Here is a 14,731-nt window from a genome sequence, read left to right as displayed (position 1 = left end):
GCGTCAGGCCGGAGTGATCTCACCGGTCGGATCCCACAGGTCTTCCCAGGGCTGGTTTTCTTTCCACAGGAACACTTGGCCTTTGATCAGGCGACAGTCGCGGTCGATGCCCGCGACGGCCTGCATTTCCGCATCCGAGAGCGGATCTTCCACCGCGCAGCGCAGGTTGCTCAGGTATTCGTTGCGGCGAACCGAGAAGGGGATCGGGACCTGCCCGCGCTGCACCGCCCACTTGATGCAGATCACCGCCGGGTGCACGCCGTGATCCTGCGCGATCTTCACGATCACCGGATCTTCGATGTCCACCGTGTCGTCCGAGGTGCGGTCGCGGTCGGGGCGAGTGGGCGAGCCGATGGGCGAGAAGCCGATCGGCACGATGCCGTTATCGACGGCAAACTGGAACAGCTCCGGCTGCTGGAAGTGCGGGTGCAGCTCCATCTCGTTGCAGGCGGGCTTGATTTCCGCGTCACGCAGGACGAGTTTCAGCTTGGGCACGGTCATGTTCGACGTGCCGATGTGGCGCACCAGCCCACGCTTGACCAGATCTTCCATCTGCCGCCACGTCTTCATATAGTTCTCGTGGATGTACGGCTTGGCGTTGGGGTCGCGCGAACTCACGTCCACACCGACCGCGTGGAAGTTGGGGAACGGCCAGTGCACCAGATAAAGGTCGAGGTAGTCGAGCTGCAAATCCTTCAGCGACTTTTCGCACGAGCGCAGCACATCGTCGTGCATGTCGTTCCACACCTTCGACGTGACCCACAGGTCTTCGCGCTTGACGCCGCCCGCCATCGCCGCGTGCAGCGAGTGGCCGATCAGGTGCTCGTTGCCATACACCGAGGCGCAGTCGATGTGCCGGTAGCCGACTTCGATCGCGCCCAACACGGCCTGTGCAATATCTTCGCCGGAGAAGCGGTCCGAGCCAAACGTGCCCAATCCCACAGCGGGGATGCGCGCGCCGGTATGCAGCGTGCGCGTGGGCACCTGGGCGGGATCGACGCCGTCGGCGGCAGGAGAAAAAGGCCGGGAAGCTGCATTGTCAGACATCAAAAGTTCTCCTTAATATATCTCTCGAAAAATCCAACACCCTGGACTCGACGAAACAGTCTATGCTGCTGGCGCATCAGGCCGGAACCGGCCCGCTCGACTTACGCACAATCAGGCGCGTCGGGAGGATGATTTCCATCGGCTCGGTGGGGCCTTTGCTCGACAGGCGATCGAGCAGCAGCGCCGTGGCCTGCTGGCCCATCTCGTACGCGGGCTGCTCGGCCACCGTCAGGAACGGCTCGGCCACAAACGCGGCGGGCAGATCGTCGAACGTTACCACCGACAGGTCTTCCGGCACGCGCAGCCCGATCTCCCGCGCGACGCGCAGCGCGCTCATGGCGATGAAGTTGTTCATGGCATAAATTGCCGTGGGGCGCGGCTCTGCGGCCAGGGCCTGCGTCGCCATCGCGTACCCGCCCTCCAGCGAAAACGGCCCGTAATAGACCTGCGAAAGATCGAGTTCCAGCCCGGCATCGTGCGCCGCCCGCCGGACCCCTTCCACGCGGTCCACGGAGGTGGTCACTTCGGCGGGGCCGCTGAGCACCGCAATGCGGCGGTGGCCCAGATCCAGCAGATGCTGCATGAGTGCATAGGCCCCGTGGATCGAATCGCCGCGCACGCTGTCCAGCCGCGTGCCGGGCACGTAGCGGTCCAGCAGCACGAACGGCAGCCCCTGCTCGCGGAGGGGCGCGATCGCGTCCTCGGTGGAGGAGGTGGGAACCAGCAGCAGCCCATCGACCTGCTTTTGCAGCAGGACGTTGATATATTCCGCTTCTTCTTTTTCGGATTCGTCGGTGTTGCAGAAAATGACGCTGAACCCCTGTTCGCTCGCCACGTCTTCGACGCCGCGCGCCAGAGTCGTAAAGAAGGGGTTGGTGATGTCGGTAAGGATCAGCGCGATCGTGCGGGTTTGCTTAAAACGGAGGCTGCGAGCGAGCGCGTTCGGAATGTATCCCAGTTCTGAGATCGCCTGCTCGACGCGTTCGCGTGTCTCCTGGCTGATGTATCCCGAATCGTTGATCACACGGGACACCGTCATCTTGGAAACGCCCGCGCGCCTGGCTACGTCTGCGATTGTGCTCATTGCAGGTCCCCGACCCTCTGGCCGAGCGAGTGACCGGATGTCATCCGCCGCCTGAACGACCTAAACAATATTGTGTGTTATCGGTAACATATGCAAGTTAACACAGATCAGAGGGGCTGTCAAGAGCGCCGCCCGCCGTCCTCGATGGAACGAGGCGATTAAAAATCGGCGTCCTTCGACATTGGTCTGCGCGCGCAAATTTCGCACGAAAGCCCGGTTTTGCGGTCTAAATAAACAAAAAATTAATGAAGTATCGTGTCGCGGTGACTGCGAGCAACCGCACCCGGTTTTGGGAGCGCGATCCGTACCGGCCTCCCGAAATGCCTCAATTTTCCCCGTAAATTCAGCATCAGATCGCAAAGAAGGGGCCTCGATCCACTGTTTTTCCTGCGGCTCTTGGGACATAATAAGCGGCTCAAATTGTCTTAAAGTTGTGAACATTTCAGGAAATATAACGCTTTAGATCCGTTTTTTATTCCCATTTAATTCTTCGGTCCTAACCTAATAAGTGAGTGCAGCAAACACTACCGTGTGCAAGCCAACTAACAGGAGACCAACAATGTTCAATTTCAAAACCCTTCATAACGATGAGAGCGGCCAGACCGCCCTTGAAACTGCTATTATCCTAATCGCCTTCGTAGTCGTCGCTTCCGTTTTCGCTTTCACCATTCTGTCCGCCGGTTCGTCTTCGACGGAAAAGGGCGAGGCCGCCATCTACTCGGGCCTCGAAAACGTGCAGTCCTCGATGGCCGTCAAGGGCGCTGTCATCGCCAACTCGGACGGCTCGGCAGTCAGCAGCGTCGACTTCACGATGGCCCTGGCCTCGGGCGGCGAAGCGATTGACCTGGGCACCACTTCGAAGGTCGTGATCAGCTACCGTGACGCGTCGAACAACGAAGTTGCAACCTGGACGCCCACCTTCCTGGTCTACAATTCCGACGAAGCGTCCGGTGGCGACAGCATGCTCGAAGATGGTGAACTGGTCGAGATCAGCGTGACCATCCCCACCGGCGTGAGCCTGGCCGCCAACACCGAGTTCACCCTGGAAGTCAAACCCCCGTCGGGAGCTGTGCTCAACATCACCCGCACTACACCCGCAGCGCTTGATACGGTGATGGAACTCCGGTAGTTAACCGACGGTACAACTGGTGACCGGTCCTAACCAGCCGGTCACCCCCTTCCATCCCGGTTATGCAGCTTACGAAACAAAACGAATAAATCAGGCACGGCCAAGCCTACAACCAATTCATCACGGTCTTAACGCTCTGAATAGAGCTGATGGACAATCGCCCCACCCGAACTTGGCCGTGCCGGTGGGGCGATTTTTCATATCTCCGGGATAGCGGTACGACCAAAGGAAGTAAGGCGATGGACCTGGAACACCGAGTTCAAATGCTCGAAGAAGAAGTACAAATCCTCAAGAATCAAATCCAGGCAACCCTGTTAGACATACAGGAGCATCTCCTTACCAACAAATATCCTGCCCTACGGGCGGACAGCGCCGCCGTCCCGGAGATTTCTTCACCCCCCGCCAAACCAGCCGCGCAGGTCGTCACCGTGCCGGTGCAGCCGGAACAGGCGATCGATCTACCCGAAGAACCGGAGATTCTGACTCCCCCGCCCGCCGTCATTCGCAAAGTTACGCTCGACAACCTCACCGCGCCAGCCAACAGCCCGCGACAGCCAGAACCAGAACCGCCGCTCCCGCCGCGTTACGCGGCCCAGGAGCCGTTGCCCCCGCAGCACCGGTATGCCGAGCCGGATCCGCTGCCGCCTCAACCCCGGTACGCCGATCCCGAGCCGATGCCCACACGCCCGCGCTATGAAGAACCGGAGACGCCCAAACCGTCGTGGCAGCGGCAGCAGGAACAGTCCTACTATACCGATCCGGAGCCAACCCCACCGCCGCGCCGCGCGGAGCCGGATCGCCCGTACGGTTCGCGGTACACCGAGCCGGAAGCGCCCCGTTATTCCCGGCGACCGGAACCGGAAGCGCACCATTCCACCCACATCCACATGGACGCCCCGGCACGTTCGAGCAGCAACCCGGCCTGGAACGTCACCGACCCGGACGGGTTCGTCACCCCGCCGGAAAATCCACGACGCCCGTCTTCTACCGCGTCCTATCACTACGAGACCGGCTCGTCCGCAAGCAATACGCGGCCTTTTATCGTGGACGACGACCTGCCGCCGACGCTGGATGAGGGCATCCCCATCACCGAAGCGGACTGGGCCACCCTGACGCAGCTTCAAGAATGGACGCTCAAGCGCGTGAACTCGATGGGTCCCGACCATACCTGTATGCTGATCAAACAGTACGCGCAGGAAAAACGGATTTCGGAGCACGTCAAAGACACCCTGCTCCAACTCGTCACGATCGCGATGGTCGAGGCGGGCGACAACGGCGACTATGTGCCCGCGCCCACAAGCTCTCCCCAACAGCCCGCAGATACCTCACAGGAAGACGAGGAAGGCGTCACCCCGAACCTTATCGCCCGGTTGATCGCAGGCATCCAGGACTCAGGCGCTGCGTCGTCGTGGAGGGACAAGAATGGATAAGGCAATTACGACCGCCATGCTCATCGTCATCAGCATGGTCATGGCTGTCATGCTGTTCAACGTTGCCTACCCCGCCATCGTCGAGGGCGGCGACGCCATCGTGAACATGGCGGACCAGCAGAACGACCGGCTCCGCAGCCAGATCACGATCGTGCACGCCGCCGCCGAATGGACCAACGGCGCGGTACAGGACACCAACGGCAACGGCGTCATCGAGGTGTTCGTCTGGGTCAAAAACGTGGGCGACACGCGCCTCCCCTACGCCGGGATCGAGCGGTTGGACATATTCTTCGGGCCGCAGGGCAATTTCAAGCGCATCCCGCACGCCAGCGAATCGACGACAGGAACCTATTGGGACGCCACGGTCGTCAACGCGACCGACTGGGAACCGACGGCGACCCTGGCGATCACCATTCACCAGGCTCCGCTGCAAGCCGGTCAGCAGTTCCTGAAGGTCACCATGCCCAATGGGATCGACAGCGAGTATTTCTGGAGCCTGTAAGGGATGGAAAACGTTCTTTCGGCCTTCATCATCATCTTCGTTCTGCTTTTTGGCGCGTTGAGCCTGAGCCATGCGGCGATCGCGTCGCAGGAAGTGATCAGCCAGACGCAGAGCGAGATCAGCGATCGGATGGCCGACCGGATGCACACCGCCCTCGAACTCGTCGAGGCCAAAACGACGCGTAACCGTACCGTGTTCGAGGTAACCCTGCGCAACAGCGGCAGTGTGCGTCTGGCAGATTTCGAGCAGTGGGACGTCATCGCGCGCTACGACAGCGGGAATCTGCGCGTGCAGTACCTGACGCTCGATACCACGTTTAACATCAACGCCGATCCCGAAATGGCCCAGGATCTGCTCGCGCTGCAATCGTGGTCTGCGCACATTTACCTGGACGCCTCTGATCGGGCGGAAGAATCCGTCGATCCAGGCATGTGGAACCCCGGCGAAGAACTGGTCCTGTGGATCAAGGTATCCCCGCCAGCGGTGCAGGGATCGCCGGTCGAAGTGGCGCTGGCGACCGCCAACGGCGTCGGCATTACGATCAACTTCCAGGCGAACAAGCCGCCCACCGTCACCACCTCGCCGCTGACCGTCGCGCCGCTGGGCCGCAAAACGATCACGGGCGATCTGCTCAGCGCCACCGACGACGAAACGCCCGACGAGATCGTGTACACCGTCACCGACACGTCCGCGCTGCAAGGCACGTTGAGCGTCGAAACCTTCACACAGGCCGATATCGACGCGGGCAAGGTCGTGTACACGCATACCAGCAGCGGCGGCGGCAGCTTCACGTTCAGCGTCACCGACGGGCAGGACACCGTAGAAGGCCAGACCTTCAACATCGGCATCAGCGAGCCGCCCACCTTCACGCCCAGCGCGACCGATTTCCCGGTGGGCAGCGAGAACGCGGGCGTCATCACGTCCGTGTGGCTGCAAGCCAACGACGCAGACAACACGCCGGAACAGCTCACCTACAAGATCGCCACCGAGCCGGAACAAGGTTATTTGAACCTGCACACGTTCACCCAGGCCGATATTGACGCGGGGCGGCTCATTTACACCCGGACCGGTGAAACGGCGGACAGCTTTTCGTTCACCATCACCGACGGGGAAACCCGGATCGGGACGTACACGCTGAACATCAGCCCAAGCCTGGGGTAACCACTTTGCGGTAACCATCGAGGACACGGATATGTCTGAGAGCGACGACCAACCCAAAACCAAAAATAAGTCGGTGATCTCGTCTGGAAACGAGGAACTCGACGGCAAGCTGGGCGGCGGCCTCCCGATCAACTCCGTGAACCTGATCGAAGGCGGATCCGGGTCCGGCAAATCGGTGCTGGCGCAGCAGATCACCTGGGGATCGCTGCAAGACGGCTTCAGCGCCGCCGTCTTCACCACCGAAAACACGGTCAAGAGCCTCGTCAAGCAGATGCAGAGCATCGACCTGGACGTGCTCGATCACCTGCTGCTGGGCGCGCTGCGCATCTACCCGATCGAGCTGGGCGCGCTGGGCGATCAAGCGCCGAATCTGCTGCTCCAGGCGATGCACAAGGAGAAATCGCGCGACGTGATCGTGGTGGACTCGTTCACCTCCGCGATCATCCACTCGACCGACGAAAAAAATACCATCCGCTTCTTCGAGGGCTGCAAGCGCCTGACATCCGAAGGCGTAACCATCATCATCGTGCTGCATTCCGACGCGATGGATTCGGAGTTCATCAATCCGATCCGATCCATGTGCGACGCTCACCTGCAGCTGCGCTCCGAACAGGACGGGCAGCGGCTGGTGAAGCTGCTGCAAGTCGTCAAGATCCGGGGTGCGGCCAGCAGCACGGGCGCCATCGTCGGGTTTGAAGTCGAGCCCGGTTGGGGCATGCGCGTTATTCCCATCAGCAAGGCGCGAGGCTAACGATCAATGGCGCAAACTGGACTGCCTTTTGCCTACGATCAACAAACCGCTCCACGAGTCACCGAGGAGTTTCTTGACAGCCTGCCCCACGACCTGCGGCTGCCCTGCGAGCAGTCGCCGTTCCTGGCCGAATATTTGCGCCAGGTTCCGATCGATGAGATCGGCATGCCGAAGTACTTCTCCAAGCCCAACCGCAACATGGGGCAAATGGACCCGCCCAACCTGATCTACCCCATCAAGGACGGGCTGTACGTCCACATTTATCCCGACGCGACCGGCGCGCGCAACCACTACATCCCGATCGAGCCGACGACGGTCGTCAGCGTCGATCACCTCGTCGCGCAGGTCGATGAGAAGCTGATCGGCTGGGCGGAAGAAATCGGGCGGCTGGAAGACAAAGAAGAAAAGCGCAAGCTCCTGCTTCAGCTGATCGATTATTTCTGCACCACGCAGCGCCGCCCGGCCAACGGATCGCGCCGTCCCGATAAAATTTGTGTAACACCCGAAGAACTTGAGGGCGTGCGCTACCGCATTCTGCGCGACAAGGTGGGGCTGGGCGTGCTCCAACCGCTGCTGCTCGACCCGTTCATCGAAGATATTAGCTGCAGCGGCGTGGGGCACATCTTCGTCGAGCACAAAATGTTCAAAAGTGTCCAGTCCTCGATTGTTTTTGCGACCCATGACGAAGTGGACGATTTTGTCGTGTGGCTGGGCGAGTGGATCAAACACCCGGTCACCGTGCGCAACCCGCTGGTGGACGCGGTGCTGCCCGACGGCTCGCGTATCAACATCGTCTACGGGCGCGAGATTTCCAAGCGCGGCAGCAACTTCACCATCCGTAAATTCAGCGGCACGCCGATCAGCGTTCTGGAGCTGATCGGGTTCGGCTCGCTCGACTACATGATCGCGGCGTACCTGTCGCTGATGCTGGAAGAAGGGCTGAACCTGTTCGTGGTGGGGGCGACGGCCTCCGGTAAAACGACGCTGCTCAACGCGATCAACACGTTTTTGAAGCCCGACGCCAAGATCGTCACCATCGAGGACACGCCCGAAGTCCACGTGCCGCATAAGAACTGGGTCCAGGAAGTGACGCGCAGCATGGGTGCGGAGAACAAGGGCGGCGAAGTGGGCATGTTCGAGCTGCTTAAAGCGGCCCTCCGCCAGCGCCCCGACCGCATCATCGTCGGTGAGATCCGCGCAATCGAAGCGGTAGTAGCGTTCCAGGCCATGCAGACCGGCCACGGCGTGATGTCCACGTTCCACGCCGACTCGGTCGAAAAGCTGATCCAGCGTCTCACCGGCGAGCCGATCAACATCCCCAAGACGTACATCGACAACCTGCATCTGGCGGTGATCCAGCAAGCCGTCCGCCTGAGCAACGGCAAGATGGCCCGCCGCGTGCTGAGCGTGAACGAGATCATCGGCTACGACCCGGTGACCGAGACGTTTTCGTTTCTGGAAGCGTTCCGGTGGAACCCGACCACGGACACGTTCGAGTTCCCCGGTTACATGAACAGCTACCTGCTGGAGCAGGTGATCGCCATCCGGCGCGGCATCCCGCCGCACAAGCGCAAGTCCATTTACGACGAAGTCAAGCGGCGCGCCCGCATCTTCGAAAAACTCCACAAAGAAAAGGGGGTCACGGATTTCGATGAGTTCTTCCAAATCCTCTGTGAAGCACGGCGACAAAACCTCCTTTAGCGTGGTTCCGCCGTTCGACCTGTTCTACCAACTAACCTACATGTCTGCGATGGCCGCTGCCGGGCTGTCGCGCAGCAAGACGTTCGAGGTGGCGGCGCAGGCGCACTCCAAAGCCGCCGAGTATTTCGTCGCCATCAACACGCTGGTCGATGAGTTCCGCTACGACTACCCCGAAGCGTGCCGCCGCATCGGCGTGCAGGCCAAGTCGGAGAACATGAAAAGCTTCCTGCTTCGCTTTTCGGACGCGCTGCGCTCCGGCGAGCCGATGGCCGAATTTTTGGCGCGCGAAGCGAACGTGCAGGCCGAGGACTATCAAAACAAGTACGAGCGCAACCTCGAAGCGATGAAGCAGTGGACCAACGCGTTCACCTCGATCACCATTTCGGTCGCGCTGATCGTCATCATTCAGGTGATCTCGTCCATGATCTACTCGATGGACTCGACGGTCATGACGATGCTGATCGCTACCGGCGTCGTCATCGCGGGGTTCGGGGCCTGGATCATCTGGCGGTCCGCGCCCCAGGAAGTGATGACCGTGAAGGCGGCGGATGGCTCGCCGGAGCAGCGGCGCGCGCTCAGCCTGTCACGCATGTTGGGGCCGCTGGCCTTCGCCGGAGCCTCAGTGCTCAATCTGGTCGGTCTGCCGATCGGCTGGATCTTGATCCTGGTCGCCTCCATGCTCGTTCCGGTCGGCGTCATAAGCTATATCAGTGACAAAAAGACGACCAAAAAGGACGAGGAATTCAGCACATTCCTGCGTTCGGCAGGGGGCATGGCGACGTCCAGCGGCACAACGATGAAACAGGCGCTGACGTTGATCGACCTCAGCTCGTTCCCAACCCTGGAACCGGACATTTTGCGGCTGAGCACGCGTCTGCAAGCGCTGGTCGAGCCGGAAATCTGCTGGAAGAAGTTCGGTGTCGAATCCGGCAGCAAGCTGATCAGCGAGGTCACCGATATTTTTTACGGCGCAATCCGAATGGGCGGCGACCCGGAGCGCGTCGGGTTCCTGTGCTCGTTGTTCACCGCCAAGACCGCACAGCTTCGCGCGAAGCGGCGGCTGGTGGCCGGGACGTTTGCGGGCCTCACCACCGTCATGCAGGCCGTGGTCGCGGGCCTGATGGTCTTCGTGATGTCGATCGTGCTGAACTTCGCCGAAGTGATCAAAACGCTGATGCCGACCGGTGACGCGGCCAACCAGGGGCAGGCGAGCATGAACATGGCGATGGCGTCGTTTTCGCCCGCCGAGCTTCAATTTTTGAACATGATCACCACCGTCATGATCCTGCTGCTGGCCGTCATCGGCGCAGCCGCCACCATCCTCAGCGACGGCGGCTTCAAACTGAAGGGCGCGCTCTATCTGGCGCTCACGATCTTTATCTCAGGCATTTGCTTCCTGGTCGTGCCGCCCCTGGTGGCGGGCATCCTGACCATGTAAGGCAAAATCCGGTGGGCGATGCCCGCCGGTTGGGGGAGGCTAGCGTGTCATCGTTATTTGAAATGATCCTCAACGACCAAACCATTCTCCTGGGCGTCGGCGCGGCGTTAGCCCCGCTCACCCTCGCGCTGCTGCTGTGGGCAGTAACCAGCATGCGCAAGGCGACGGCGCGCCGCAAAGCGCAGCGCGCAGCAGAACGGGTCCAGCGCGAAGAAGCCAGGGCGATCGCTGCCGCACAGATCGCCGCGCAGCAGGCCGAACAGCAAAAGCAGTTCGTTCCAGCCGCCGCTGCCAGCGCCGCCAGCGCTGCCGATCCCGAAGCGCCCAAGAGGGCCGAAGGCAAAGACCGAAGCAAGCTCAGCTTTGGGACCGCCGAAGCCAAGCCCGAGGAAGACCATCAGGAAAATAACGAAGATGGCGTGTCGGCGGACATGCGGGATCTGCTCTCCAGCGTGTTCGACGATGACAGCAGCAACAGTCCCTACGCCGCCCTGCTGGAAAACCTCTCGACCGTCAATACGTCCGACCTGGTTAATTTTGCGGGTCAGATATCAAGTCTATTGAATACACAAGCGCCTGCCGCGGCGGACGAGGAACACTGATATGGGAAACGCATCCGATAAAGTCGTTCGTCAGGTTACGACTGAGCTTCGCCAGGAGCGCCTGTGGAATCTACACCTGTCCAAGCCCAGCATCGAGTACCGCCCGATCCCGCACGACATCGCCTTTGGTGAGGGCTCCGGCCCGATCTGGCGCGTGGGCTTCGATCTGGTCTTCGACCCCGCGCGGCGCTTCGGGCTGGATATCAACGACGAGATCGTGCTGGGGCGCGGCGAAGAAACGCCGGGATTCGTGTCGCTCGATCCCTACGACGCCGACGACCTCGGCGTGTCGCGCCGCCACGCGATGCTGCGCCCGACGGAATCGCGGCTTTACATCGTGGACCTGGGCAGCACCAACGGCACGTGGCTCAACGGGCGCTCGATCGGCGTCAACACGCCCTACAGCCTGTCCAACGGCGATCTGCTCACGATCGGCAAGCTCGAATTCATCGTACGAATCATCGAGCGGCCCTCGGCGCAGATGCACAAATCGCGCGAAAACGACGACGTCGCCACCGTGATCGTGCACGCGCTCAAAGCCATCGGCGCGCAGCTCGACACAAAAGACGTGCTCAACCAGGCCGTCCAGCTCACCATGTCGCTGACCAGCGCCGACGAAGCCGCGATCTGGCTCGTCGATGAGCAAAACGGCGACCTGTGCCTGGAAGTCGGCTGCGGCCTCGAAAACGAGGATCCGAACGCACTCCGGCTCTCGGTGGCCGATTCGCTGGTGGGCCAGGTGATCCAGACCGGCAAGCCGCTCAACGTGCACCGCGAATCGGACGAGCTGCGCGTCAAGATGAAGACCGGTTATCTCGTCGAGACGCTGATGTGCCTGCCGCTGACGCTGGGCGGCGTGACCTTCGGCGTGCTGACGGCGGCGCATCACCAACAGGGCGAGCGCTTCTCCGGCAACGACAAGCAGGTCATCACCGCCATTGCGGATTTCACCGCCGTCGCCGTGCAGAACTCGCGGCTGTTCCAATCGACCAGCAGCGCGCTGACCCGCTACACGAAGATCGTGACGGCGCTGAACTATGCCCTGGCCTACGATTTTAAGCCGCTGCTCAACGCCATCCTCGGCTATACGGGGATGTTGAGCACCTACGGGCAAAACGACGAGGACATCCTCTATCTGGCCGAAAACATCACCGCGTCCAGCAACGACGTGCACCACCTGCTGGAACAACTGCTGGCCGTGACGCAGCTCACCGAGACGCACACCACTAACCACAACCCGTGCGATCTGGTCGAGATCGTCATGCGCGCCGCCGACGATCAACGCCCGGCTGCGGACGAAAAACTCCAGGTGCTGCAAACGCAGGTGGTTGGCCTGCCCTATTCGATTTTTGGCAGCGGCGCACACCTTTACCACAGCGTCTTTCACCTGATCGATAATGCCGTAAAATATTCGCCGCTGGGCGCGCACATTTCGGTCACCTTGAGCTTCGGCGCCAATGAGGTGCTCATCCGCGTGTGCGACACGGGGCCGGGCATCCCCGAAGAAGACCTGCCGCACCTGTTCGACAAGGTCTTCCGCCGCAAGAAGTCGATGCAGGACGGCGCGGGCATCGGCCTGGGGCTGGAATTCGTCCGCACGACCGTCGAGGCGCACCGGGGAACGATCCACGCGCGCAATCTCGAAGAGTCCGGCGCGGAATTCGTCATTATGCTGCCGGGCACGCTGCGCGTCTCCTGACCGTTATCGATATAGGGGCGAACGACCTAACTCGCCCCCGTCCGTTCCGCCTCCGTATATCGTTTCACGTTATCATTTGCCGTGAGGCACGCATGATCGTCGTGACATTTTTGCTCGGATTTTTGGCCGGGTGGCTGGTTGGCTGGGCCGCCGATGTGCTGCCGCGCTTCGCAGCGGCTCCTGTACTCGCCTCGCGTGGGGCGCACCCGTTGGGCTGGCCCGCCCTCGTCCGGCTTGGGCTCCGGCCCACCGCCAGCCAGCGCGGACAGTTGGCGCTGCGCGCGTCGGTCGAGGTGGGATGCGGCGCGGCGTTCGCGGCCCTGTGGCACCGCTATGGGCTAACGGGCGAGAGCGCGGCCTATATGGTCCTGGTCGCGCTGCTGGCGCTGATCGCCCTGATCGACTGGAACTATCGCCTGATCCTCAACGTGGTCATCTATCCGGCCATCGCCGCCGGGGCCGCGGCGCACTGGCTGCTTGTGCCAGACCACGCTCTCAATATACTGCTAGGTGGCGTTATGGCAGGCGCCATCTTTTTCCTGACGGCGTGGCTGAGGCCGGGCCAGTTGGGGGGCGGAGACGTCAAGCTGGCCGTGTTCATCGGCGTGACGTTTGGTTTTCCGGGCGTGCTGTGGGCGCTGCTGCTGGGCACCGGCTCGGCGGGCGTGCTCATCGCCTTCTGGCTGGCCACCAAACGCGCCCAGCTTCAGACCCGGATCCCGTACGCGCCATTCTTATGCCTCGGCGCTCTGCTCGCCGTGTTGATCAGCCCGCCATTCGTGGCGTGAGGTGTATGGTGACGTTACCGACGCAACCCATTGACGAACCGGTCGAAGAAGAGGCACAAAACGGTCACCTGAGCACGATCATCAAGTGGCTGATCGTGCTCAGCATCGCCGCGCTGTTCGTGCCGCTGTTTTTGCTGTCGAGGACCATCGAGCAAGACAACCAGACGCTGCAAAACGATCTGGCAACCAGCCAGTTCCAGCTCGCCAACGAGCCGCCCGAATCGGCGGAGGAGCGCGAGATCGGCGCGGCGCTCACGCAGAAGCTGCAAGACGCGAGCGCCATTGACGCCGTGCAGACGAGCCTGACGAACAACCACGTCGTGTGGCCGGTGGTGATGGCGAGCCTGGGGAACTACAACGAAAACTACATGATCATCCTCAGCGTGTCGCAAACCGGCCAGCAGATCGTGATCGCAGGCCGGGCCTGGACCGAGCCAACCGTCATCTCATACGTCAACCGGCTTGAAAGCTCCGGCCTGTTCGACCGCGTCAGCGTGCAGTCGCTGGCCGTCAGCATCGCGCCGGACATCACCCCCGCCCCCACCGACGCCGCTATGACGGCCACGCCGCAGCCCAACGTCACGCGGTTCACACTGGCGAATCCGAACCCGGGCGTCCGGTACGTCGAGTTCGTGGCACTGGCCGAGTTAAAATCCGGGGACTCATGAACGATTTCGAAGAAAGCTCGTTTTCGCTTGGGAGCAAGCTGGTCAACCTGCTGCCCCTGCTGCTCATCGCCGCGATCCTCGTCGGGCTGGCTGCGTTTGGCATCACGACCGTAATGCCCAAATGGCAGACGCACGGCGACATGCAAACGGAGATCGCGGCCAACAGCGCCGCCGTCACGGCGACCGCATCGGCGCGGCAGGGCGAAGCCGAAGTGCTGAACGCGCAAATGATCAGCATGGACAACCGGCTCGCGGACGCAGGCAGCGTGTTTCTGACCTCCGCCCAGGCCGACAGCATGCTGGACAAGCTGTATGTCTACGCCAAAGACAGCCAGGTCGAGATCGTCAAGCTGGAGCTTCAACCGCCCGCCGAGGTCGTCGAAACGACGGCCTACAGCGTGCGCACCTTCAGCCTTGAAGTGTCCGGCAAAGTCACGTACCTGATGCAGTTCATGGTGCGGATCAAGGAAGCGTCTGCGCCAAGCCTCGTGTTTGGCAACGTGGCGATCACCGAGAGCGAACAGCAGGCCACGCTCACGATGGATCTGCTGATGTACGTCTCGCCCTATGCTTCAGGCACCGCGCTGGACAACCTGCCGGAGCACAGCATCAGCACGCCGAACGCGCCCACGCCTACGCCGCTCGCCACGACGCCCGCGCCGCAGGTAGTCGCGCCCACCGCGACGGAAGCCGCCACCGAGACCGCGCCCGACGCCCCGGCGATTACGGCG

13 protein-coding genes and 1 pseudogene are annotated in these 14,731 nt (G+C 61.6%); 12 read left to right on the top strand and 2 right to left on the bottom strand.

The window, feature by feature from the left end; translation table 11 throughout:
* Positions 1-3 precede the first annotated feature (3 nt).
* Entirely contained in the window at positions 4-1,047 is a 1,044-nt protein-coding gene (locus V7116_RS03155) for an aldo/keto reductase (protein WP_324390340.1), read from the bottom strand.
* A gap of 76 nt (positions 1,048-1,123) precedes the next feature.
* Positions 1,124-2,131 (bottom strand): LacI family DNA-binding transcriptional regulator, encoded by a 1,008-nt coding sequence (locus V7116_RS03150; RefSeq protein ID WP_324390338.1) that lies wholly within the window; start codon positions 2,129-2,131, stop codon positions 1,124-1,126.
* Positions 2,132-2,690: 559 nt separating this feature from the next.
* On the opposite strand from V7116_RS03150, the gene V7116_RS03145 reads away from it, so the two are divergent.
* The 12 genes and pseudogenes from V7116_RS03145 to V7116_RS03090 form a co-directional block, all read left to right on the top strand.
* On the top strand, positions 2,691-3,260 hold the full coding sequence (locus tag V7116_RS03145) for an archaellin/type IV pilin N-terminal domain-containing protein (RefSeq protein ID WP_324390336.1): 570 nt from the start codon (positions 2,691-2,693) through the stop codon (positions 3,258-3,260).
* A 239-nt stretch (positions 3,261-3,499) separates the two neighbouring features.
* The gene (locus V7116_RS03140; RefSeq protein ID WP_324390334.1) at positions 3,500-4,690 is read left to right on the top strand and encodes a hypothetical protein; all 1,191 of its coding nucleotides are present in this window, start codon (positions 3,500-3,502) and stop codon (positions 4,688-4,690) included.
* Positions 4,683-5,192 carry a hypothetical protein gene (locus tag V7116_RS03135; protein ID WP_324390332.1) on the top strand — a complete coding sequence of 170 codons (510 nt, stop codon included), beginning with the start codon at positions 4,683-4,685 and terminating at the stop codon, positions 5,190-5,192. Before V7116_RS03140 ends, V7116_RS03135 begins: the two co-directional genes overlap by 8 nt.
* 3 nt (positions 5,193-5,195) lie before the next feature.
* A complete protein-coding gene (locus V7116_RS03130) occupies positions 5,196-6,353 on the top strand; it encodes a cadherin-like domain-containing protein (RefSeq protein ID WP_324390330.1) in 1,158 nt (385 codons plus the stop codon).
* A gap of 31 nt (positions 6,354-6,384) precedes the next feature.
* The gene (locus tag V7116_RS03125) at positions 6,385-7,104 is read left to right on the top strand and encodes an ATPase domain-containing protein (RefSeq protein WP_324390328.1); all 720 of its coding nucleotides are present in this window, start codon (positions 6,385-6,387) and stop codon (positions 7,102-7,104) included.
* 6 nt (positions 7,105-7,110) lie between these two features.
* Entirely contained in the window at positions 7,111-8,805 is a 1,695-nt protein-coding gene (locus V7116_RS03120; RefSeq protein ID WP_324390326.1) for a type II/IV secretion system ATPase subunit, read from the top strand.
* A complete protein-coding gene (locus V7116_RS03115; protein WP_324390324.1) occupies positions 8,756-10,243 on the top strand; it encodes a type II secretion system F family protein in 1,488 nt (495 codons plus the stop codon). The genes V7116_RS03120 and V7116_RS03115 overlap by 50 nt, the downstream gene beginning before the upstream one ends.
* 44 nt (positions 10,244-10,287) lie before the next feature.
* Entirely contained in the window at positions 10,288-10,845 is a 558-nt protein-coding gene (locus V7116_RS03110) for a hypothetical protein (RefSeq protein WP_324390322.1), read from the top strand.
* Between the two features lies 1 nt (position 10,846).
* Complete coding sequence (locus tag V7116_RS03105; RefSeq protein WP_324390320.1) at positions 10,847-12,544, top strand: ATP-binding protein; 1,698 nt, start codon at positions 10,847-10,849, stop codon at positions 12,542-12,544.
* Between the two features lie 92 nt (positions 12,545-12,636).
* Positions 12,637-13,332, top strand: coding sequence for an A24 family peptidase (locus V7116_RS03100; protein ID WP_324390319.1), 696 nt, complete (start codon positions 12,637-12,639; stop codon positions 13,330-13,332).
* Positions 13,333-13,340: 8 nt separating this feature from the next.
* The gene (locus tag V7116_RS03095; protein ID WP_324390317.1) at positions 13,341-14,000 is read left to right on the top strand and encodes a PilN domain-containing protein; all 660 of its coding nucleotides are present in this window, start codon (positions 13,341-13,343) and stop codon (positions 13,998-14,000) included.
* Positions 13,997-14,731, top strand: a pseudogene (locus tag V7116_RS03090) (hypothetical protein); the annotation flags it as partial. The gene V7116_RS03095 and the pseudogene V7116_RS03090, both read left to right, overlap by 4 nt.

The organism is Aggregatilinea sp., from assembly GCF_036822615.1.
Taxonomy (GTDB): Bacteria; Chloroflexota; Anaerolineae; order Aggregatilineales; family Aggregatilineaceae; genus Aggregatilinea.
Note: the sequence above shows the minus strand (reverse complement) of the source record. Positions and strands in the feature narration are given on the sequence as shown.

Bases quoted from the DNA above. Each gene is read 5' to 3' on its own strand.
- V7116_RS03120 (WP_324390326.1), top strand. From the start codon at position 7,111: ATGGCGCAAACTGGACTGCCTTTTGCCTACGATCAACAAACCGCTCCA.
- V7116_RS03115 (WP_324390324.1), top strand. From the start codon at position 8,756: ATGAGTTCTTCCAAATCCTCTGTGAAGCACGGCGACAAAACCTCCTTT.
- V7116_RS03125 (WP_324390328.1), top strand. From the start codon at position 6,385: ATGTCTGAGAGCGACGACCAACCCAAAACCAAAAATAAGTCGGTGATC.
- V7116_RS03150 (WP_324390338.1), bottom strand. From the start codon at position 2,131: ATGAGCACAATCGCAGACGTAGCCAGGCGCGCGGGCGTTTCCAAGATG.
- V7116_RS03145 (WP_324390336.1), top strand. From the start codon at position 2,691: ATGTTCAATTTCAAAACCCTTCATAACGATGAGAGCGGCCAGACCGCC.
- V7116_RS03130 (WP_324390330.1), top strand. From the start codon at position 5,196: ATGGAAAACGTTCTTTCGGCCTTCATCATCATCTTCGTTCTGCTTTTT.
- V7116_RS03100 (WP_324390319.1), top strand. From the start codon at position 12,637: ATGATCGTCGTGACATTTTTGCTCGGATTTTTGGCCGGGTGGCTGGTT.
- V7116_RS03105 (WP_324390320.1), top strand. From the start codon at position 10,847: ATGGGAAACGCATCCGATAAAGTCGTTCGTCAGGTTACGACTGAGCTT.
- V7116_RS03155 (WP_324390340.1), bottom strand. From the start codon at position 1,047: ATGTCTGACAATGCAGCTTCCCGGCCTTTTTCTCCTGCCGCCGACGGC.
- V7116_RS03135 (WP_324390332.1), top strand. From the start codon at position 4,683: ATGGATAAGGCAATTACGACCGCCATGCTCATCGTCATCAGCATGGTC.
- V7116_RS03140 (WP_324390334.1), top strand. From the start codon at position 3,500: ATGGACCTGGAACACCGAGTTCAAATGCTCGAAGAAGAAGTACAAATC.